The organism is Mycobacterium sp. 23 (assembly GCF_048287075.1).
GTDB lineage: Bacteria > Actinomycetota > Actinomycetes > Mycobacteriales > Mycobacteriaceae > Mycobacterium > Mycobacterium gordonae_B.
In genome coordinates this window covers 3,262,910-3,284,208 of the sequence record NZ_JBLVUX010000005.1, presented here as the reverse complement: position 1 = coordinate 3,284,208, position 21,299 = coordinate 3,262,910, and the positions used below count along the sequence as shown (strand labels likewise).

The following is a 21,299-nucleotide window of genomic DNA, read 5'->3' as shown; positions in this document are numbered from 1 at the left end:
CACGAGAACGGAGGGGTCGTGGACTCTTTTAACCCGACAACTAAGACGCAGGCGGCCCTGACGTCGGCTCTGCAGGCTGCTTCGGCGGCCGGCAACCCCGAAATCAGGCCCGCGCATCTGCTGATGGCTCTGCTGACGCAGAACGACGGGATCGCCGCACCACTGCTGGAGGCTGTCGGGGTCGACCCCGCCGTCATCCGCACGGAGGCACAGCGCCTGCTGGACAAGCTGCCCCAGATCAGCGGTTCCAGTTCGCAGCCGCAACTGTCCCGCGAGTCGCTGGCGGCCATCACCGCCGCTCAGCAACTGGCCACCGAGATGGACGACGAGTTCGTCTCCACTGAGCACCTGATGGTCGGGTTGGCCACGGGCGACTCCGAGGTCGCCAAGGTGCTGACCGGCCACGGCGCGTCGCCGCAGGCACTGCGGGAGGCGTTCGTCAAGGTGCGCGGCAGCGCTCGGGTGACCAGTGCCGACCCGGAAGCCACCTACCAGGCGCTGGAGAAGTACTCCACGGACCTGACCGCGCGCGCCAAGGAAGGCAAGCTCGACCCGGTCATCGGACGTGACAACGAGATCCGCCGAGTGGTGCAGGTACTTTCCCGGCGCACCAAGAACAACCCGGTGCTCATCGGTGAGCCCGGCGTCGGCAAGACGGCGATCGTGGAGGGCCTGGCCCAGCGCATCATTGCCGGGGACGTGCCGGAAAGCCTGCGCGACAAGACGGTCATCTCGCTGGACCTGGGGTCCATGGTGGCCGGCGCCAAATACCGCGGTGAGTTCGAGGAACGGCTCAAGGCCGTGCTCGACGACATCAAGAACTCGGCTGGGCAGATCATCACGTTCATCGACGAGCTGCACACCATCGTGGGCGCCGGCGCGACCGGTGAGTCGGCGATGGACGCGGGCAACATGATCAAGCCGATGCTCGCCCGCGGCGAACTGCGCCTGGTGGGCGCCACCACACTCGACGAGTACCGCAAGTACATCGAGAAGGACGCCGCGCTGGAGCGGCGCTTCCAGCAGGTGTTCGTCGGCGAACCCTCGGTGGAGGACACCGTCGGCATCCTGCGCGGTCTCAAGGACCGCTACGAGGTGCACCACGGTGTGCGCATCACCGACTCCGCCCTGGTGGCCGCGGCCACGTTGAGCGACCGCTACATCACCGCCCGCTTCCTGCCGGACAAGGCCATCGACCTGGTCGACGAGTCCGCGAGCCGGCTGCGGATGGAGATCGACTCGCGTCCCGTCGAGATCGACGAGGTCGAGCGCCTGGTGCGCCGGCTGGAAATCGAGGAGATGGCGCTCGAGAAGGAAGAGGACGCCGCCTCCAAGGAGCGGCTGGAGAAGCTGCGCGCCGAGCTGGCCGACAAGAAGGAAGAGCTGGCCGAGCTGACGACCCGGTGGCAGAACGAGAAGAACGCCATCGACATCGTCCGCGAGCTCAAGGAACAGCTCGAGGAACTGCGCGGGGAGTCCGAGCGCGCCGAGCGCGACGGTGACCTGGCCAAGGCCGCCGAGCTGCGTTACGGCCGCATCCCCGAGGTCGAGAAGAAACTCGACGCCGCGGTTCCGCAGGCCGAGGCCCGCGAGAACGTGATGCTCAAGGAAGAGGTCGGTCCCGACGACATCGCCGACGTGGTGTCGGCGTGGACGGGCATCCCGGCCGGCCGACTGCTGGAAGGCGAGACCGCCAAGCTGTTGCGCATGGAGGACGAGCTCGGTAAACGCGTCGTCGGTCAGAAGAAGGCCGTGCAGGCAGTCTCTGACGCCGTGCGCCGCAGTAGGGCCGGCGTCGCCGACCCGAACCGGCCGACCGGATCGTTCATGTTCCTCGGCCCCACCGGTGTGGGTAAGACGGAGCTGGCAAAGGCGTTGGCGGACTTCCTGTTCGACGACGACCGCGCCATGGTCCGCATCGACATGAGCGAGTACGGCGAGAAGCACTCGGTGGCCCGGCTGGTCGGCGCGCCTCCCGGCTACATCGGTTACGACCAGGGTGGTCAGCTGACCGAGGCGGTGCGGCGTCGCCCGTACACGGTGATCCTGTTCGACGAGATCGAGAAGGCCCACCCGGACGTGTTCGACGTGCTGTTGCAGGTCCTCGACGAGGGCCGGCTCACCGACGGTCAGGGCCGCACGGTGGACTTCCGCAACACCATTTTGATCCTGACCTCCAACCTGGGATCGGGTGGCACCGAGGAGCAGGTGCTGGCCGCCGTGCGGTCGGCGTTCAAGCCGGAGTTCATCAACCGGCTCGACGACGTGATCATCTTCCACGGTCTCGAGCCCGGCGAGCTGGTGCAGATCGTCGACATCCAGCTGGCCCAGCTGGACAAGCGGTTGGCGCAGCGGCGGCTGCAACTCGAGGTGTCACTGCCGGCCAAGCAGTGGCTGGCGCAGCGGGGCTTCGACCCGGTGTACGGCGCCCGGCCGTTGCGCCGGTTGGTGCAGCAGGCGATCGGCGACCAGTTGGCCAAGCTGCTGCTGGCCGGCGAGGTGCACGACGGCGACGTGGTGCCCGTCAACGTCAGCCCGGACGGCGACTCGCTGATCTTGGGCTGATCCAGGGCTAATCAGGTTGTCGGAGGCCGGTGCCCAGCTCGAATTCTCGGGTCTGGGCGCCGGCCTCGATGACTGTCTGCAGCAGTTTGCGCGCCGCCGGTTCCGCCAGGGTCTGGCGGAACAGTTGGTCCTCGACCCGCAGGCCGGCCTCGAAACCGGGGCCGGCCGCATCTATGGCGCGTTTGGCGGCTGCGATCGCCGTTACCGGAGCAGCCGCGATGCGCCGGGCCAATTTATCGACGAACCGCCTGAGCTGGTCAGGGGGCAGCGCGCGGTCGACGTACCCCCAGGCTTCCGCGGTCGCCGCGTCGACGTCCATGCCGCCGAGGATCACCTCGAGGGCCCGGCCGCGGCCGATCAGCCGGGGCAGGCGCTGCGTGCCGCCGCCGCCGGGGATGATTCCGAGCGCGACCTCCGGCTGGCCGAACACCGCTCTGCCGAGCGCGGCGTAGCGCATGTCAAACGCCGCCGCCCACTCGCTGCCGCCGCCGCGGCAGATCCCTTCGATGACGGCGATGGTGGCCTTGGGCAGGGTGCGAAAACCTTCCATGGCGCCGTGGAAGGGGCTGAGCTCGTCGTGCAGTCCGATGTCGTCGGTCGGGAGATCCAGGATCATGCCGACGTCCGCGTGTGCGATGAAGAACTCGGGATCGGCCGAATCGACTATCAGCACCCGCACCTCGTCGTCGGCCGCCACCTCCCGGGTGAGCCGGATGATCTCGTGCATCAACGGGATGTCCAGCAGGTTGATCGGTGGGTTGTCGATGGTGGCGCGGCATATTCCGTCCGCGCTGGCGACCCGGATCAGCCCGTATCCCTGATACGTCATGCTTCTGAGATTTTCACAAAGCCCTGCTGCACCAGTTGGGTGAGTCTCGCCATCGCGTTGCGATTGATCTTGATACCGGGAATCAGATCGGCGTTGCCCCAGCCCATGGCCCGTGCGGTCGCTCCGCACAATTCGATCTGGGCGCCCTTGGCGATAAGTCCCTCGATTACCGCTTTATAGGGATTGCCCGTCGCGACGTGCCGATTTGCGTCGTAGGTCTGGTCGTCCAGGGTGACGTGGCCGGCGTTCGTGTGGAACACGACGACGACGTCCGGTTGGACCTTCCAGGCCGCGGCGTCGGCGACGACGATGCCGGCGTGGAACAGCACGGCCGGCATATCGCCCTCGAATGTCAGCGAGGCCACACTGAACACGACCTTCACCTCGTCGAGCTCGACCGGCACGTCGATGTGCAGCGAATGACCTGAATCGGACACGGGGGCTCCTTTTCGACGCCGTCCTGCGCAAGTGAGAATAGACGTCTGGATTCGAGCCGCGAATTCGATGTGTAGCGTCCTGTGATTCTGTTGTGACCTGGTCGGATTCTCTGTTCGGCTATTCCAGCAGATACTCTGTTGGGGATGGTCCCGCTCTGGTTCACGCTCTCCGCACTGTGCTTCGTCGGTGCGGCGGTGTTGTTGTACGTCGATATCGATCGACGTCGCGGCCGCAGCCGACGGCGCAGGTCGTGGGCACGCTCGCACGGCTTCGACTACGAACGCGAATCGACCGACATCCTGCACCGCTGGAAGCGCGGTGTGATGTCGACGGTGGGCGACGTCCCGGCCCATAACGTCGTGTTGGGCCAGATCCGCGGTGAGGCCGTCTACATCTTCGACCTCGAGGAGGTCGCGACGGTGATCGCGCTGCACCGCAAGGTGGGCACCAACGTCGTCGTGGACCTGCGACTGAAGGGGCTCAAGGAGCCGCGCGAGAGCGACATCTGGCTGCTGGGCGCGATCGGACCCCGCATGGTGTACTCCACCAATCTCGACGCCGCCCGACGGGCCTGCGACCGGCGCATGGTCACCTTCGCACACACCGCGCCCGACTGCGCGGAGATCATGTGGAACGAGCAGAACTGGACGCTGGTCGCCATGCCGATCGCCAGTACGCGCGCGCAGTGGGACGAAGGGCTGCGCACCGTGCGCCAGTTCAACGACCTGCTCCGGGTGCTGCCGCCGCTTCCTGCCGAAACGCCGCAGGAGGAAGGCGAGTCCGAGGGCCGGCGCAACGCCGCGCCGGGGCGTCCGCTGGCCCCGGCGGCCCGCGCCGAGCTGCCGCAACGTCGCTCTCAACCGGACCCGGCCGCCGGGGTGATCCCCGATCCGGCCCGGCGGGCATCCGAGCCCGTTGCTCGCGAAGAGAGCCGCACCGAAGGCGTCCGCCGTCCGCCGCGGTCCGGACGCAATGGCCAGCAGGCCAGCAACTACCAGCACTGAGAGCACATGCCTCGACCTGTTGCGCTGATCACTGGGCCCACGTCCGGCATCGGTGCCGGATACGCCCGCCGCTACGCCCGCGACGGCTATGACCTCGTCCTGGTCGCCCGCGATGCGCAGCGGCTCGAGGAATTGGCCGCCGAGTTGCAGTCCGAGGCCGGCAGTGTCGAGATCCTGCCCGCGGACCTGGCGGACGCCGCGGACCGCGACAAAGTGGCCGACCGGTTGGCCGCCGGCGTCCGGGTGCTGGTCAACAACGCCGGCTTCGGCATGTCCGGTGAGTTCTGGGCGACCGATCCCGCCGACCTGCAGCGCCAACTCGACGTCAACGTCGCCGCGGTGATGCACCTGACCCGCGCCGCGCTGCCGGCCATGATGAACGCGGGTACCGGCACCGTCATCAACATCGCCAGCGTCGCCGGGCTGTTGCCAGGCCGGGGATCGACTTACTCGGCGTCCAAGGCGTGGGTGATTTCGTTCAGCGAAGGACTCGCAAACGGGTTGCAGGGCACCGGAGTTGGCGTGCACGCGGTGTGCCCGGGCTACGTGCACACCGAATTCCACAGCCGCGCTGGTTTGGACATGGCCCAGGTGCCGTCCTTCATGTGGCTCGAGGTCGACGACGTCGTCCGCGAAAGCCTCGCCGACATCGCCCGCGGCAAGGTCGTCATCGTCCCGGGCGCGCAATACAAATTCCTGGTCACCACGGGCCGGGCCATGCCGCGCCGGCTCGCGATGCTGTTCACCAAACGATTCGGTGGTGGTCGTGGCCGGACCTGATCCGCAGGCGAAAGCCGAACTGGCCGAACTCGTGCGCCGACTGTCGGTGGTGCACGGGCGGGTCACCCTGTCCTCCGGCAAGGAGGCCGACTATTACGTCGATCTGCGCCGGGCCACCCTGCACCATCGGGCCTCCGCGTTGATCGGCCGGTTGATGCGGGAGATCACGCAGGACTGGGACTACGCGCTCGTCGGTGGCCTGACGCTGGGGGCGGACCCGGTGGCGACCGCGATCATGCATGCCCCGGGTCGACCGATCGACGCCTTCGTCGTCCGCAAATCGGTGAAAACCCATGGGATGCAACGACTTATCGAGGGGTCCGAGGTGTCCGGCCAGCGCGTGCTGGTAGTCGAGGACACCAGCACCACGGGCGGTTCCGCGCTGACGGCGGTACGCGCCGTCCGCGACGCGGGTGGCGAGGTGATCGGCGTGGCGACCGTGGTGGACCGCGCCACCGGCGCGGCCGAGGCGATCGAAGCCGAGGGCGTGCCCTATCGCAGCGTGCTGGGCCTCGCCGATCTGGGGCTGGGCTAGTCCCCGTGCGCGTTCGGGTTGCGCTGGTCTTTGTGCTGACCGTGTGCGCCCTGGCGGGTTGCTCGGGCTCGGACAGGCCCGGCCCGATCTTCGGGGCCCCGAGCGCCCACGTCGGCGAGTCACTGGCGGTGCTGGGCTGGAACATGTCGGTGTCGAATCTGCGGTGGGCTCAGGACTATGTGCTGGTCGACGTCGACGCTTCGCCCGCCGATCCGAAAGCGCCGCGCACCAAAGCCGAGGACGTCCGCTTCGGTCTCTACGGGGCGCTGTCGCATCCGATGGAAGTCAATGCGCTGGGCAGTTGCGACGACGCGGTGACGAAGGTGCCCGACATCAGCTCGCCTCTCAAGGCGCCCCCGGACCGATTGACCGGCACGGTCTGCTTGGGTCCGCTGAAGGAACGCAGCGCGGTGCGGGGCGTCTATTCCTACTCGCCCCATGATCGGATCGCGGGTACCTCTGCTGCCTATGCGGCCGCTTTTCCGGTGGGGCTGCCGCCGACCAACGTCAACGACACCGGGCTGGTGGTCAAGTCCACCAACGCCTCGGGTTGGCGGGCCGACGGCCAGCCGATCAGCAAGGCGCAGTTGAGCGACCCGACGGCGTTCACTGGCAACGGCTACATGCTGCTGAATCTGGAGGCCGGCGCCATCGGGGCGCAGTACCGTGACGAATCCGCCCGCCGCGGTGGGCCTTTGATGCTGGTCGCCGCCCCCAGCCTGCCGGGCCGCGGGCTCACCCCGGCCTGCGCGGCCTATGGCTCGTCGGTGCTGATCCTGCCGGACGCGTCGCGTGACTCGGTACAGGTCAACGCATCGCTGTGCACGCAGGGCGAGATCAGCCAGGCGCTGCTGTACGCGACGGTCTCGATCGAAGGCACCCACGCCGCGGTGTGGACTTCCAAGTGAGCGGGCCCGAGCCGGGGCCGACCGAGTGGGGTGTCCCGGCCGCCGGCGTCGGGCCCTGGCCCGGCGCGGTGCCCGATGATCCCCGTTATGACCCGGATCTGTTGCGCGACGGCGACACTCGCAACGTCGTCGACGCCTACCGGTACTGGACCCGGGACGCCATCATCGCCGACATCGACCGCCGCCGGCACCCGCTGCACATCGCGATCGAGAACTTCGGGCACGATGCCAACATCGGCTCGGTGGTGCGAACCGCGAACGCGTTCGCCGTGGACACCGTGCACATCGTCGGCCGGCGGCGGTGGAACCGCCGCGGCGCCATGGTGACCGACCGTTACCAGCGGTTGTGCCACCACGACAGCACCGCCGAGTTGATGGAGTTCGCGGCCGGAGCCAAACTGGCGGTGGTCGCCGTCGACAACGTCCCCGGCGCGGCCCGGCTGGAAGAGACTTCGCTGCCGCGGGAATGCCTGCTGGTGTTCGGCCAGGAGGGTCCCGGCATCACCGACGACACCCGCACGGGTGCGTCCATCACCGTGTCGATCGCCCAGTTCGGCTCGACGCGCAGCATCAATGCCGGTGTGGCAGCGGGCATCGCGATGCATGCCTGGATCAGGCAGCACGGCGACCTGACCCGCGCCTGGTGAGCTAGTGCGGCCTGGCCGGTCTCATCTTGAACGAGACCTCGAGCTTGATGCGGTAGGTGATCTTGCCGCTGGCGTCCACGGACAGATCCTGCTCGATGACCCGGGCCACCCGGATGTCATCGACGCTCTCCCGTGCCCGCTCCACCGCCTCGGTTGCCGCCTGCTCCCATGACGTGGGGCTGGTCCCGATGATGTCGATCACCTTGTACACGCTCATGGGGATAGAGCGTATAGCTACTTCCTGCCGTTATAGCTGCATCGGGTGTGCGCGCGCGGAATTGAATGTGCGAAGGCGTCGCGAATTCGGCGATTTCGCCCCGTGGACGCACAGGCGAAGCCGCCACTGCACACTCGACGCGGCTAACTCCACAACGTGACATGCACCTTCGGCCGGAACCGCGTCACGCCCACCCCGCTGCCGCGGATCATCGCCTGGATGCACCTGGGTGTGGTGATGAAACGGACCAGCTCAGAGACGGCGGGCTGGCGGGCCGAGGGCGCCAGCGTCATCGCGCACCACTCGCCGGCCTTGTCCAATCCCGGCCCGGTCACGTGCGTCAACCGGCCGGCGGCCAGGTCTTTGGCCACCGCGAAGCCGATGGTCAGCGTCGCGCCTCCGACACGCAGTACCTCTTCCAGGGCGGCGGCGTCGCTCTGAAAGATGCGTTGTTGTGACTCCGGAATTGCCAAGCTGCCCAACATGTTTGCGATCTCACCGTCCACACTGCCGGCCGACGGCCCGAGCATCCACTGCTGCTGGCGCAACAGCGTGGGGGATGGAATGCCCACCGCGAGAGGGCTTTTGGGCGCCACCACAGTGATGATCTGATACTTCAGGAACGGTCGCACGAACAGATCAGCGCCGGCCGAGCTCTCGCTGGCCGGCCCGATCGCGATGTCCACCGCCCTCGAGCAGATCAGGTCGCGGAACTGGCTCGTCGGATGCACGCTCAACTCCACCGAGAGGTCGTCGGCCCGGGACGAGAACAGCTCGATGAGCCCGGGCGCGGCGTGTTCGGCGAAGGTGCTCGAAGCGGCGATGCGCAGCAGCCGGCGGCCGTGGGCGGCCTCGGTGACCTCGATGGCCGTTTGTTGTTGCAGGCCCAGGATTTCCACCGCCCGGCTCGCCAGCCGCAATCCGCCGGGGGTGAAAGCCAGCCCGGCGCCGGTCCGGGTGAACAACGGGTCGTCCAGTTCCTTGCGCAGCGCGGTGACGTGCATCGAGATTCCGGCGTCGGACATACCCAGTTCGGCGGCCGCGGCTCGCACCGAGCCCAGCCGCACCACGGCCGAATAGGCCCGAAGTTGAGCCGGGGTCATGCGTTGAGCCTACGTTGAGAGCATGCGTGACGTGCTTGCCGATCTGATGTCGACCTGGCGCGCGGGAGACACCGCCGGGTTGGCGACCGTGGTGCGGACCATGCGCTCGGCTCCCAGACAGCCGGGTGCCGCGATGGTGGTGGCACCGGACGGGTCGGTCAGTGGGTCCGTCTCGGGCGGCTGCGTGGAGGGCGCGGTGTACGAACTGGCCAGCGAGGTCGCCGCCACCGGCGAGCCGCGGTTGGAGCGTTACGGGATCAGTGACGACGACGCGTTCGCGGTCGGCCTCACCTGCGGCGGTGTCATCGACATCTTCGTAGAGGCGGTGTCGCAGGCCAGGTTTCCCGAACTCGGCGCGGTGGCCGGGGCCATCGACGCACACCGGCCGGTTGCGGTCGCGACGGTCATCGCCCATCCTGACTCGTCATCGGTGGGCCGGCGGATCGTTGTCACACCCGACGGCACCGCGGGCTCGCTGGGATCGGCAAGGGCGGACGCCGCCGTCACCGACGACGCCCGCGGCCTGCTCGCGCTGAGCCGAACCGGGGTCTTGGAGTACGGGCCGGACGGGCAGCGTCGCGGCGAAGGCATGCAGGTCTTCGTCTCCTGCTTCGCGCCGCGCCCGCGGATGCTGGTCTTCGGCGCGATCGACTTCGCCGCCGCCGTGGCCCGACAGGGCAGTTTCCTCGGCTATCGAGTCACCGTGTGCGACGCGCGCCGAGTCTTCGCCACCCCCGCCCGCTTTCCGACCGCCGACGAGGTCGTCGTCGACTGGCCGCACCGCTATCTCGCCGCGCAGGCCCAGACCGGAACCCTGGACCGGCGGACGGTGATCTGTGTGCTGACCCATGACCCGAAGTTCGATGTGCCGGTGCTGGAGATCGCGCTGCGCCTGGACGTCGGGTACGTGGGGGCGATGGGGTCGCGCCGGACGCACGACGACCGCATGGAACGGTTGCGCGCAGTCGGTCTCACCGAGGCCGAACTGGCGCGGTTGTCCAGTCCCATCGGGCTGGACCTGGGTGCGCGAACCCCGGAGGAGACCGCGGTCTCCATCGCGGCGGACATCATCGCGCGACGGTGGGGCGGCGGTGGGCGGCCGCTGGCCGAGGTCGCCGGCCGGATCCATCACGACACCGCGGACGTGCAGGTCGAGGGCGAGTTAACCGATCACTTAACTCGACATTGACGCCCCTGGGCGGCGGGCAGACACTTTCGGCATGCAAGTACCAGGGCCCTTCGAATACGAGCGTGCGACGAGCGTCGATCACGCCATCGGACTATTGGACCGGCTGGGGGAGGAGGCGCGCGTGGTGGCCGGCGGACACAGCCTGCTGCCGATGATGAAGCTGCGCATCGCCAACCCCGAATACCTCATCGACATCAACGACCTGGCACCCGAGCTGGGCTACGTGATCACCGATCCGACGCTGGTCCGGATCGGCGCGATGACCCGCCACCGCGAGATCCTGGAATCCGACACGCTGGCCGCGGTGTGCCCGATCTTCCGCGACGCCGAACGCGTGATCGCCGACCCGGTGGTACGCAACCGCGGCACCCTGGGTGGCTCGCTGTGCCAGGCGGACCCGGCCGAGGACCTGTCCACCGTATGCGAAGTGCTGGACGCGGTGTGCCTGGTGCGGGGCCCGTCCGGGGAACGCGAGATCGCGATCGACGATTTTCTCGTCGGCCCCTACGAGACCGCGGTGGCGCCCAACGAGATCCTGATCGAGACGCGTATCCCGGTCCGGCACAACACCTCCAGCGCGTACGCCAAGGTGGAACGGCGGGTCGGCGACTGGGCGGTCACGGCCGCCGGGTCGGCCGTGACATTGGACGGGGACTCCATCGCCGCCGCCCGGGTGGGGCTGACCGCGGTGAACCCGGACCGGGCCGCGCTGGCGGAACTGGCGGCGGCGCTGGTGGGCCGGCCGGCCACCGAGGAGACGTTCGCCGAGGCGGCCCGGCTGGCCGGGCAGGCCTGTGAACCGGTGACCGATGTCCGCGGCACCGCCGACTACAAGCGGCACCTGGCCGGCGAACTCACCATCCGGACCCTGCGCAGCGCGGTGCGGCGCGTGCGCAATCAGCCTCAGCCAGAAGGGAACTGACCGTGCAGGTGAACATGATCGTCAACGGCGAGCCGGTCAGCGCCGACGTCGAACCGCGGATGCTGCTGGTGCACTTCCTGCGAGACCAGTTGCGGCTGACCGGAACCCACTGGGGATGCGACACCAGCAACTGCGGAACCTGCGTGGTCGACGTCGACGGTGTGCCGGTCAAGTCGTGCACCATGCTGGCCGTCATGGCGTCCGGACACAGCGTGCGCACCGTAGAGGGGCTGGCAGGACCGGACGGCGCCCTGGACCCCGTGCAGGAAGGCTTCATGCGGTGCCACGGACTCCAATGTGGTTTCTGCACACCGGGCATGATGATCACCGCCCGTGCCCTGCTGGACCGCAACCCCGATCCCGACGAGGAAACCATCCGGGAAGCGATCTCCGGGCAGATCTGCCGCTGCACCGGATACACCACGATCGTGCGGTCCATCCAGTGGGCGGCCGAGCACTCCACGACTGAGGCGACGACATCATGACGACGATCGAATCCCGGCCACCTTCCCCCGAAGACACCGCGGACAACGACCAGAAGCCCTGTGGCTACGGCCGGATGCTGCGCAAGGAAGACCCACGGTTCATCCGGGGCCGGGGCCGGTATGTGGACGACATCGCGCTGCCGGGCATGTTGCACCTGGCGATCCTGCGGTCACCGTTCGCGCACGCGAACATCGTCAGCATCGATGTGACTGCGGCGCAGGCACATCCGAAGGTCAAGGCGGTGGTAACCGGTGCCGACCTGGCCGCGAAGGGCCTGGCCTGGATGCCGACGCTGTCCAACGATGTGCAGGCCGTGCTGGCCACCGACCGAGTGCGGTTCCAGGGTCAGGAGGTGGCGTTCGTCGTCGCCGAGGACCGTTACTCGGCCCGCGACGCGCTGGAATTGATTGACGTCGAGTACGACCCTCTGGACCCCGTCGTCGACGTCCGCAAGGCGCTCGATCCCTCAGCGGAGGTGATCCGCACCGACCTGGAGGGCAAGACCGACAATCACTGCTTCGACTGGGAGACCGGTGACGCGGCCGCCACCGAGGCGGCGTTCGCCAGGGCCGACGTGGTGGTCAAACAGGAGATCGTCTACCCGCGGGTGCACCCGGCACCGATGGAAACCTGTGGCGCCGTAGCCGATCTGGACCCAGTGACCGGGAAGCTGACGCTGTGGACCACCAGCCAGGCGCCGCACGCGCACCGCACGCTGTATGCGTTGGTCGCGGGCCTGCCCGAACACAAGATCCAGGTGATCTCGCCCGACATCGGTGGCGGGTTCGGCAACAAGGTGCCGATCTACCCGGGTTACGTCTGTGCCATCGTCGCCTCGCTGGTGCTGGGCAAGCCGGTGAAGTGGATGGAGGACCGCAGCGAGAACCTGACCTCGACCGGGTTCGCGCGCGACTACATCATGGTCGGCGAGATCGCGGCCACGGGCGACGGCAAGATCCTGGCCATCCGGACCAACGTGCTCGCTGACCACGGAGCGTTCAACGGCACCGCGGCGCCGGTCAAGTACCCGGCCGGCTTCTTCGGGGTCTTCACCGGCAGCTACGACCTCGAAGCCGCCTACTGCCACATGACGGCGGTGTACACCAACAAGGCACCGGGCGGGGTGGCCTATGCGTGCTCGTTCCGCATCACCGAGGCGGTGTACCTGGTGGAGCGGCTGGTGGACTGCCTGGCCTTCGACCTGAAGATGGACCCGGCCGAACTGCGACTGCGAAACCTGTTGCGGCCGAACCAGTTCCCGTACACCAGCAAGACCGGCTGGGTGTACGACTCGGGTGACTATGAGACCACCATGCGCAAGGCCATGGACATGATCGGCTATGACGCGCTTCGCGCCGAGCAGGCCGCCAAGCGGGAGCGCGGCGAACTGATGGGCATCGGCATGTCCTTCTTCACCGAGGCGGTCGGCGCCGGACCGCGCAAGGACATGGACATCCTGGGTCTCGGCATGGCCGACGGCTGCGAATTGCGGGTGCACCCGACCGGCAAAGCGGTGGTGCGTCTTTCGGTGCAGACCCAGGGCCAAGGGCACGAGACGACCTTCGCCCAGATCGTGGCCGAGGAGCTGGGCATCCCGCCCGAGGACATCGACGTGGTGCACGGCGACACCGATCAGACACCGTTCGGGCTGGGCACCTACGGCAGCCGGTCCACGCCGGTGTCCGGAGCGGCGGCGGCGCTGGTGGCGCGCAAGGTCCGGGACAAGGCGAAGATCATCGCGTCGGGCATGCTCGAAGTATCGGTGGCCGACCTGGAATGGGAGAAGGGCAAATTCCATGTCAAGGGCGACCCGGGCGCGGCGGTGACCATCCAGGACATCGCGATGCGCGCGCACGGCGCCGGTGATCTGCCCGAGGGTATCGAGGGTGGCCTGGACGCGCAGATCTGCTACAACCCGTCGAACCTGACCTATCCGTACGGCGCGTATTTCTGTGTGGTGGACGTGGATCCGGGCACCGCCGTGGTGAAGGTGCGGCGCTTCCTGGCGGTCGACGACTGTGGCACCCGCATCAACCCGATGATCATCGAGGGTCAGGTGCACGGCGGGATCGTGGACGGCATCGGGATGGCGCTGATGGAGATGATCGCCTTCGACGAAGACGGGAACTGCCTGGGCGGTTCACTGATGGACTACCTGATTCCCACCGCGCAGGAGGTGCCGCACCTCGAGACCGGTTTCACCGTGACTCCCTCGCCCCATCACCCGATCGGCGCCAAGGGCATCGGCGAATCGGCCACCGTCGGCTCACCGCCGGCCGTCGTCAATGCGGTGGTGGACGCGCTGGCTCCGTTCGGGGTTCGGCATGCCGACATGCCGCTGACGCCGTCGCGGGTGTGGGAGGCCATGCAGGGCCGGGCCAGGCCGCCGATTTAAATGGGAATCCGGGAACGGGCACAACAACTCCGGGCGTCACGAACACCATTCGTGCACGCTACGGTGGTGCGCGCCGAGCAGCCGACCTCGGCAAGCGCGGGTGATGAGGCAATTTTGTTGGCGGACGGCACCATTGAGGGATTCGTCGGCGGCCAGTGCGCGCAGAACTCGGTCCGCAAGGCCGCACTCGGCGTGCTGCAGGCCGGCGAGAGCGTGCTGCTGCGGGTGCTGCCCGACGGAGACGTGCACTTCCCGGAGGCGCCCGGCGCCTGCGTGGTGGTCAACCCGTGTCTGTCCGGAGGATCGCTGGAGATCTTCCTGACGCCGCAACTACCGGCCCCGCTGATCCGGATCTACGGTGAGACACCCATCGCCGACGCACTCACGCAACTCTGCGGTGTCCTTGGCTACGACGCGAGGCGGGAGGCCGATCTGTCCGACGCCAGCGCCGTGGTGATCGCCAGCCACGGCGGTCCGGAGGCCGAAACCATCCGCACCGCACTCGATCACGGAGTCGGCTACATCGGGTTGGTGGCCAGCAAGGTGCGCGGAGCCTCCATCCTGAGCGGGCTCGCGCTCACCGATGACGAACTCGCCCGCGTCCACACCCCGGTCGGGATGCCGATCGGTGCCAAGACACCCCCGGAGATCGCGGTGGCCATCGCCGCGGAACTCATTGCGGCGCTACGTGGCGGCGGCCTGGCGCGGGCTGTGCCGGGACCGCACCTCCCGCTCGCGACGGACGATGGTCACCACGGCTGCCATGCGCATGCCGGTGGGGACGGTGGGTGACCGTGCCCGGTGTCACCGGTGTGGTACTGGCGGCGGGCGGGTCCCGGCGGTTGGGCAGGCCGAAACAGGTTCTGCCGTACCGTGATACGACGGTGCTGGGTGCCACCCTGGAGGTGGCCCGCGCCGTGGGCTTCGGCCAGGTGATCGTCACCCTGGGCGGCGCTGCGCAAGCCGTACGCGATCAGGTGTCGCTGGACGGGCTCGACGTCGTGACTGTCGACGACTTCGGCGCGGGGTGTTCGGCATCGCTGCGGGTGGCGCTGGAAAGGGTGGACCCGCGCTCGGTGGGTGTCGTGCTGATGCTCGGCGATCAGCCGGGGATCGACCCGGCCGATGTAAGGCGCATCATCGACGCGCCACCGGCCGACATCACGGTGTGCCGCTACACCGACGGGGTCGGGCACCCATTCTGGTTCAGCCGCAGCATGTTCGGCGAACTCTCCCGGTTGCACGGCGACAAGGGCGTCTGGAAGCTGATCGAGTCCGGCCGCCACGCGGTCGGCGAACTGCGGGTCGACCGTGCCGTTCCGCTCGACGTGGACACCTGGGAGGACTACCAACGACTTCTGGCGACCGCGACATGACACTGGGCAACCCCGGCGAGGTGGCCCGTCTGTTCGACGAGAAGGACTACCTGCTGGACACCGGCACCGCGTCGGCGATCTACCTGGCGGTCCAGCTCGGCAGGCCGCTGCTGCTGGAGGGAGAACCCGGCGTCGGCAAGACGACGGCGGCGAAAACGCTTGCAGCGGTGTTGAAGACGGAGCTGATCCGACTGCAGTGTTACGAGGGCCTGACCGCGAGCGAGGCGCTCTACGACTGGAACTACCAGCGGCAGCTGCTGTCCATCCGGCTCGCCGAGGCCGGCGGCGCCGGCATGACCGAGGATGAGCTCTATACCGAGGCCTACCTGGTCGACCGGCCCATCCTGCAGGCGGTGCGTCACAGCGGGCCGATTCCGCCGGTACTGCTGATCGACGAAATCGATCGCGCCGACGATGAATTCGAGGCACTGCTGCTGGAGTTTCTCGGGGAGTCCGCGGTCACCGTACCGGAACTGGGCACGTTCGTCGCGGCCCGGCCGCCGATCGCCGTGCTCACCTCCAACCGCAGCCGAGACCTGCACGACGCGCTGCGCCGCCGGTGCCTGTACCACTGGATCGACTACCCCGAACCGGCGCGGGCCGCCGCGATCGTGCGCCGCGCCGTGCCCGGCGCCACCGCTCCCCTGATCGAACATGCCACCCAATTCGTCAGTACCGCAAGAGGACTCGATCTGGACAAACCGCCGGGGGTGGCCGAGACCGTCGACTGGGTCGCCGCCCTGGTAACCCTCGGGGTTGCCGATCTGGTCGACGAGTCGGCGATGATCAGCCTGGGTGCGCTGGCCAAGACACCCGACGACCGCACTGCCATCCGCGATGCGCTGGTGGAATACAGCCGAACATGAGAGGACACACCCGATGAAGATCGCCAACCAGTTCACCGTCAGCGCGCCCATCGAGGAGGCGTGGGACGTGCTCTGCGACCTGGAGAGGGTGATCCCGCTGATGCCGGGGGCGCAACTGGTCGGTCACGAGGGCGAGGACTATCTGGGCAAGGTCAAGGTCAAAGTTGGACCGGTCACCAGTGAATTCACCGGCAAGGTGCACTTCATCGAGCAGGACCGTGACCAGCATCGAGCGGTCTTCGACGCCAAAGGAAAAGAGGCGCGGGGAACGGGGAACGCGGCGGCCACCGTGACCGCCCAGCTACAGGCGGCGGGCGAGCGCACCAACGTCACCGTCGACACCGACCTCAAGATCGTCGGCAAGCTGGCGCAGTTCGGCAGCGGAATGCTGCAACAGGTTTCGGAGAAGCTGCTGGGCCAGTTCGTGGAGTCCCTGGAAGCCGAACTCGGCGCCGGCGCCGAAGAGCCCATTCCGGCGTGGCCGGCCAATCCCGTCCCGGGCACTCGCCAGGAACCCGAACCTGAGCCCATCGACCTGCTCGAACTGGCCGGCGGCGACCAACTCAAGAAGTACGGTGCGGTGGCAGCCGCCGTGCTCGCCGTGCTGGCCCTGATCTGGCTGCTGCGCCGGCGCACCCGCGAGTGAGCACCCGCGCCCCGGCCCTGCTGCCCGGCGTCGACCTGGCGGCGTTCGCGGCCGCCCTGGTGGCGCGGCTGCGCGGTGCGGGAGTCTCGGTATCGGCCGGCGGCCAAACGACTTTCGTGCAGGCCCTGCAGCACCTGACGCCCCACGATCGGTCGTCACTGTACTGGGCCGCGCGGCTGAGCCTGGTCAACCGGATGGACGAGCTGAGCGCCTTCGACGCGGTGTTCGCCGCGGTGTTCGGCACCGGCGCGCCCGACGGACGTGACAGCCCGTCGCTGCCGTTGCCGGGTCCGCGCACTCCGGCGGCCGGGATCGTGCACCGCGGTGGCAGCCGGTCCGGTGCGCCGACGCAGACCCTGCCCTGGGCGACTGGGACCGCCGGTGAGTCCGGCGGCGACGCCGACGTCCGATTGCCCGAGTTCGTGCCCAGCCGCATCGCCGCGCTGACCGACGAACCGTTCGACCGGTTCGACCCCGACGATCTGCGGCTGCTCGGCGACTGGCTGCGGGAAGTGCTGCCGCGCTGGCCCACCAGGCGCAGCCTGCGAACTCAACTCAGCCCGCACGGCAAGCGAATCGACCTGCGGGCGACCATCAACGCGTCACGCTCGACCGGTTGGGAAACGATCACCCTGGCCCGGACCCGGCCACGCCGCCGGCCCCGGCGGGTGGTGCTGGTCTGCGACGTGAGTCGGTCGATGCAACCCTTCGCGACCGTCTACCTGCATCTGATGCGGGCGGTGATGTTGCGCCAGATGGCGATCCGGCCCGAGGTTTTCGCGTTCTCGACGTCGCTGACCCGGCTGACCGCGGTGCTGTCGCACCGATCCGCGGAGGCCGCGCTGGACCGCGCCAATGCCAGGGTGACCGACCGCTACGGCGGCACGTTCATCGGCCGCAGCATCAATGCGCTGCTGACGCCCGCACATGGCAATGCGCTGCGCGGCGCCGTCGTGATCATCGCCTCCGACGGCTGGGACAGCGACCCGCCCGAGGTGCTCGAACACGCGCTGGCCCGGCTGCGCCGTCGCACCCACCGGCTGGTGTGGCTCAATCCCCGTGCCGCACAACCCGATTACCAACCACTGACCGGTTCGATGGCGGCGGCGCTGCCGTTCTGCGACCTGTTCTTGCCGGGGCACACGTTGACCGCGCTGCAAGAGGTTCTGGCGATGCTTACCCGGCCAGTCGCTCGTCCGGCGCGCTGGTGACCAGCCGGTGCCGGCTGTAAAGGCCGAAGTACAACAGGAAGCCGCAGAACACCGCCAGACAACATACGGCCGCCACACCGTCGACCAGAAACGTGGAGATCAGTGCCAGTGCCGCTACCAAAAGGGCGAAGCCGGTGGTGACCCGGCCACCGGGGGTCCGGTACGGACGGTCCAGTTCGGGTGCCCGGCTGCGCAGCACGATGTGGCTCACCATGATCAGCACGTAGCTGAGCGTGGCGCCGAAGACCGCCATGTTCAGCAACAGATCGCCTTTGCCGGTCATCGACAACGCGAAGCCGATCGCGCCGGGGACGACGAGCGCCAGGGTAGGAGCCTTTCGCGAATTGGTCACCGACAGCGCCGTGGGCAGGTAGCCCGCCCGGGACAGCGCGAACAGTTGCCGCGAATAGGCGTAGATGATCGAGAAGAAGCTGGCGACCAGCCCGGCCAGCCCGATGTAGTTGACCGCCCGGGCCGCGCCGGTCGGCCCCAGCGCCGCCACCAGCGGGTTGCCCGACGTCGACATTGCCTGCGCGCCACCGGAACCGGTGGTCAGCAACAGCACCAGCACACACGTCACCAGCAGCACGACGAAGGCCGCGGTGATACCGCGCGGTACGTTGCGGGCCGGATGCGCGGTTTCCTCGGCGGCCAGCGGCACTCCCTCGATCGCCAGGAAGAACCAGATGGCGAACGGCAGCGCCGACCACACCCCGAGGTAGCCATGCGGGAGGAACGAAGATGCGCCGACTGCGTGCGACGGGGTGATCTCGGTCAAATTCGCCAGTTTGAACCGCCCGACGGCGGCGACGGCGAATATCGCGATACCCGCCATCGCCACCGCGGTGATCGCGAACATCACCTTCAGCGCTTCGCCGACGCCGGCCAGATGGATTCCGATGAACAGGGCGTAGATCGCCAGGTAGACGTACCAGCCGTCGCGGATGCCGAACAGTCCCAGCGACTGCACATAGGCGCCGATGAAAGTGGCGATGGCCGCCGGCGCGATCGAGTACTCGATCAGCACCGCAGTACCTGTCGCGAACCCACCCCACGGCCCCAGCGCCCGCCGCGCGAACGTGTACCCACCGCCCGCGGCGGGCAGCGTCGAGGACAACTCGGCCATCCCCAGCACCAGGGCCAGATACATGGCGGCGATCACCGCGGTGGCGATCGCCAGCCCGCCGAAACCGCCGCGCGCCAACCCGAAGTTCCAGCCGGAATAGTCGCCGGAGACCACGTAGCTGACGCCGAGCCCGGCGAGCAGCAACCACCCGGCGGTACCGGTCCGCAACTCCCTCTTCTCCAGGTAGTCCGCTGACTTTGCGTGCCCGTTCAAGGTGCCCTCCCGTCAACGAAAACGGTAGGGCAGGATCGGCAGGTATGGATCAGGTATGGGCGAACCGGGCCGCCACCTCCGAAACCGCCGTCACGCAACGCAACCTGCGTCGGCTCTGGGGATTACCCGGCACCCAGCTGGGTGTGGTCGCCTGGCCGTCGGACCGCAAGGACCGCATGTTCGGCACCTGGCACTACTGGTGGCAGGCCCACCTGCTGGACTGCCTGATCGACGCGCAGCTGCGGGACCCGCAACCGGAGCGCCGCACCCGGATAAACCGGCAAATCCGCTCGCACCGGCTGCGCAACACCCTGCGCTGGACCAACAGCTACTACGACGACATGGCGTGGCTGGCGCTGGCGCTGGAACGCGCCGCCCGCCTGGTCGGCGTCGAGCGCAGCCGGGCCCTGCACACCCTGGCCAAGCAGTTCGTCGACGCTTGGGTGCCCGAGGACGGCGGCGGCATCCCCTGGCGCAAGCAGGATCAGTTCTTCAACGCCCCGGGCAACGGCCCGGCGGGCATCTTCCTGGCTCGTTACGAGGGGCATCTGCGGCGCGCCCAGCAAATGGCCGACTGGATCGACGAGACCCTCATCGACCCCGATACGCACCTGGTGCTCGACGGCATCAAGGACGGCTCGTTGGTGCGGGCCCAATACACCTACTGCCAGGGCGTGGTGCTCGGACTGGAAGTCGAGCTCGCCAAGCGCACCCATGACGACCGGCACCGGCCACGCGTGCACCGGCTTGTTGCGGCGGTCAAGGAACACATGGCGGCCCGCGGCGTCCTGAAAAGTGCCGGCGGCGGTGACGGTGGCCTGTTCGCCGGCATCACCGCCCGCTACCTGGCCCTGGTCGCCACCGACCTGCCCGGTGACTCCGCCGAAGATAAAGCCGCTCGCGACACCGCCCGCGACATCGTGCTGTCGTCGGCGAAGTCGGCGTGGGATTACCGCCAGACGGTGGACGGCCTACCGGTGTTCGGCGCTTTCTGGGACCGCGACGCCGAGATCCCCAGCGCCGGCGGTCAGCAGGCGCAGTTCGTCGAGGGCGCGGTGAACAGTTCGTCGATCCCCGAGCGGGACCTGTCGGTGCAGCTGTCGGGCTGGATGCTGATGGAGGCCGCCCACAACGTCGCAATGGTCAAGTCAGTCGGATAGCGGCAGCTCTTCGGGTTCCTGTGCAGGTGCGTTGCGGCGGGATCGGTAGCCGCGCCAGGCGGCGATGAACGCCGGGATCATCGACACGAACAGTATGCCCAGAATGATCTTTTCCAGATTCTGGTTGACGAACGGCACGGTGCCCAGGAAGTAACCGGCCACGGTGACGCCGCCGCCCCACAGCACGCCGCCGACGATGTCGAACGCGAGATACACCGGGTAGCGCATGTAGGAGACACCGGCGATCACCGGCGTGAAGGTGCGGACGAACGGCATGAACCGGGCCAGGATGATCGCCCACGACCCGTACTTCTCGAAGAACGCGTGCGACTCGGTCACGTAGTGCTTCTTGAAGAACCGGGAGTCTTCCTTTTTGAACAGCGCCGGCCCGATGCGGCGCCCGATGAAGTATCCGGTCTGATCACCCAGGATGGCGACCAGCGCGACCGCGGGCGCGAGGATCCAGATGTCCAGCGTCCCCTTGGCGGCCAGCAGTCCACCGGTGAACAGCAGCGATTCACCGGGCAGCAGTGGGAACAGCAATCCCGTCTCGACGAAGACGATGACGAGGATGGTCGGCAGCACCGCGGAGGCGAACAGACCCTCCGGGCCGATCCAGAACATCGGGTCCAGGATGCTGCCGGACGCGGTCACGGTGGTGCTCATGGTGCTTCAACATACCG

The 21,299-nt window shown here is 68.1% G+C and carries 22 protein-coding genes; 16 read left to right on the top strand and 6 right to left on the bottom strand.

Features of this window, described 5'->3' with window-relative positions; translation table 11 throughout:
- Positions 1-18: 18 nt before the first annotated feature.
- A complete protein-coding gene (clpB, locus tag ACNQS7_RS16575; protein WP_055580394.1) occupies positions 19-2,565 on the top strand; it encodes an ATP-dependent chaperone ClpB in 2,547 nt (848 codons plus the stop codon).
- Between the two features lie 7 nt (positions 2,566-2,572).
- Here clpB and ACNQS7_RS16570 read toward each other — a convergent pair whose 3' ends face one another.
- Both ACNQS7_RS16570 and ACNQS7_RS16565 read right to left on the bottom strand, forming a co-directional pair.
- Entirely contained in the window at positions 2,573-3,394 is an 822-nt protein-coding gene (locus ACNQS7_RS16570) for an enoyl-CoA hydratase/isomerase family protein (protein WP_418013380.1), read from the bottom strand.
- Entirely contained in the window at positions 3,391-3,831 is a 441-nt protein-coding gene (locus ACNQS7_RS16565; protein ID WP_418013379.1) for a DsrE family protein, read from the bottom strand. Before ACNQS7_RS16565 ends, ACNQS7_RS16570 begins: the two co-directional genes overlap by 4 nt.
- A gap of 144 nt (positions 3,832-3,975) precedes the next feature.
- Between ACNQS7_RS16565 and ttfA the strand changes: the two genes are divergently transcribed.
- The 5 genes from ttfA to ACNQS7_RS16540 are packed head-to-tail and all read left to right on the top strand — an operon-like array spanning position 3,976 to position 7,706.
- Entirely contained in the window at positions 3,976-4,836 is an 861-nt protein-coding gene (gene ttfA / locus ACNQS7_RS16560; RefSeq protein ID WP_418013378.1) for a trehalose monomycolate transport factor TtfA, read from the top strand.
- A 6-nt stretch (positions 4,837-4,842) separates the two neighbouring features.
- A complete protein-coding gene (locus ACNQS7_RS16555) occupies positions 4,843-5,616 on the top strand; it encodes an SDR family NAD(P)-dependent oxidoreductase (RefSeq protein ID WP_418013377.1) in 774 nt (257 codons plus the stop codon).
- Positions 5,603-6,151, top strand: a complete 549-nt coding sequence (gene pyrE, locus ACNQS7_RS16550; RefSeq protein ID WP_055580398.1) for an orotate phosphoribosyltransferase — start codon at positions 5,603-5,605, stop codon at positions 6,149-6,151. The genes ACNQS7_RS16555 and pyrE overlap by 14 nt, the downstream gene beginning before the upstream one ends.
- 5 nt (positions 6,152-6,156) lie before the next feature.
- A complete protein-coding gene (locus tag ACNQS7_RS16545) occupies positions 6,157-7,059 on the top strand; it encodes a hypothetical protein (RefSeq protein WP_418013376.1) in 903 nt (300 codons plus the stop codon).
- Complete coding sequence (locus tag ACNQS7_RS16540; protein WP_418013375.1) at positions 7,056-7,706, top strand: TrmH family RNA methyltransferase; 651 nt, start codon at positions 7,056-7,058, stop codon at positions 7,704-7,706. The genes ACNQS7_RS16545 and ACNQS7_RS16540 overlap by 4 nt, the downstream gene beginning before the upstream one ends.
- 1 nt (position 7,707) lies before the next feature.
- Here ACNQS7_RS16540 and ACNQS7_RS16535 read toward each other — a convergent pair whose 3' ends face one another.
- Positions 7,708-7,923: a dodecin family protein gene (locus tag ACNQS7_RS16535; RefSeq protein ID WP_418013374.1), complete on the bottom strand. Its 216-nt coding sequence runs from the start codon at positions 7,921-7,923 to the stop codon at positions 7,708-7,710.
- Between the two features lie 143 nt (positions 7,924-8,066).
- Positions 8,067-9,026, bottom strand: coding sequence for a LysR family transcriptional regulator (locus ACNQS7_RS16530; RefSeq protein WP_418013373.1), 960 nt, complete (start codon positions 9,024-9,026; stop codon positions 8,067-8,069).
- A gap of 22 nt (positions 9,027-9,048) precedes the next feature.
- Here ACNQS7_RS16530 and ACNQS7_RS16525 point away from each other — a divergent pair, with 22 nt between their 5' ends.
- Genes ACNQS7_RS16525 through ACNQS7_RS16485 form a run of 9 tightly spaced genes read left to right on the top strand, consistent with a single transcriptional unit; the run spans position 9,049 to position 18,117 of the window.
- Positions 9,049-10,215 carry an XdhC family protein gene (locus tag ACNQS7_RS16525; RefSeq protein ID WP_418013372.1) on the top strand — a complete coding sequence of 389 codons (1,167 nt, stop codon included), beginning with the start codon at positions 9,049-9,051 and terminating at the stop codon, positions 10,213-10,215.
- 31 nt (positions 10,216-10,246) lie between these two features.
- Entirely contained in the window at positions 10,247-11,137 is an 891-nt protein-coding gene (locus ACNQS7_RS16520) for an FAD binding domain-containing protein (protein WP_418013371.1), read from the top strand.
- 2 nt (positions 11,138-11,139) lie between these two features.
- Entirely contained in the window at positions 11,140-11,622 is a 483-nt protein-coding gene (locus ACNQS7_RS16515) for a (2Fe-2S)-binding protein (protein ID WP_418013370.1), read from the top strand.
- Positions 11,619-14,018 (top strand): aerobic carbon-monoxide dehydrogenase large subunit, encoded by a 2,400-nt coding sequence (locus ACNQS7_RS16510; RefSeq protein ID WP_418013369.1) that lies wholly within the window; start codon positions 11,619-11,621, stop codon positions 14,016-14,018. Before ACNQS7_RS16515 ends, ACNQS7_RS16510 begins: the two co-directional genes overlap by 4 nt.
- Positions 14,019-14,810, top strand: a complete 792-nt coding sequence (locus tag ACNQS7_RS16505) for an XdhC family protein (RefSeq protein WP_418013368.1) — start codon at positions 14,019-14,021, stop codon at positions 14,808-14,810. It abuts the gene before it with no gap.
- Positions 14,807-15,394 carry a nucleotidyltransferase family protein gene (locus ACNQS7_RS16500; RefSeq protein WP_418013367.1) on the top strand — a complete coding sequence of 196 codons (588 nt, stop codon included), beginning with the start codon at positions 14,807-14,809 and terminating at the stop codon, positions 15,392-15,394. Before ACNQS7_RS16505 ends, ACNQS7_RS16500 begins: the two co-directional genes overlap by 4 nt.
- On the top strand, positions 15,391-16,260 hold the full coding sequence (locus tag ACNQS7_RS16495; protein ID WP_418013366.1) for an AAA family ATPase: 870 nt from the start codon (positions 15,391-15,393) through the stop codon (positions 16,258-16,260). The genes ACNQS7_RS16500 and ACNQS7_RS16495 overlap by 4 nt, the downstream gene beginning before the upstream one ends.
- Positions 16,261-16,273: 13 nt before the next feature.
- Positions 16,274-16,906 (top strand): SRPBCC family protein, encoded by a 633-nt coding sequence (locus ACNQS7_RS16490; RefSeq protein ID WP_418013365.1) that lies wholly within the window; start codon positions 16,274-16,276, stop codon positions 16,904-16,906.
- A complete protein-coding gene (locus ACNQS7_RS16485) occupies positions 16,903-18,117 on the top strand; it encodes a vWA domain-containing protein (protein WP_418013364.1) in 1,215 nt (404 codons plus the stop codon). Before ACNQS7_RS16490 ends, ACNQS7_RS16485 begins: the two co-directional genes overlap by 4 nt.
- Here the strand turns inward: ACNQS7_RS16485 and eat are convergent.
- A complete protein-coding gene (gene eat, locus ACNQS7_RS16480; RefSeq protein WP_418013363.1) occupies positions 18,083-19,456 on the bottom strand; it encodes an ethanolamine permease in 1,374 nt (457 codons plus the stop codon). The genes ACNQS7_RS16485 and eat overlap by 35 nt on opposite strands.
- A gap of 44 nt (positions 19,457-19,500) precedes the next feature.
- Here eat and ACNQS7_RS16475 point away from each other — a divergent pair, with 44 nt between their 5' ends.
- A complete protein-coding gene (locus ACNQS7_RS16475; RefSeq protein WP_418013362.1) occupies positions 19,501-20,616 on the top strand; it encodes a glycoside hydrolase family 76 protein in 1,116 nt (371 codons plus the stop codon).
- Here ACNQS7_RS16475 and ACNQS7_RS16470 read toward each other — a convergent pair.
- On the bottom strand, positions 20,605-21,282 hold the full coding sequence (locus tag ACNQS7_RS16470) for a DedA family protein (RefSeq protein WP_418013361.1): 678 nt from the start codon (positions 21,280-21,282) through the stop codon (positions 20,605-20,607). The genes ACNQS7_RS16475 and ACNQS7_RS16470 overlap by 12 nt on opposite strands.
- Positions 21,283-21,299: the final 17 nt, after the last annotated feature.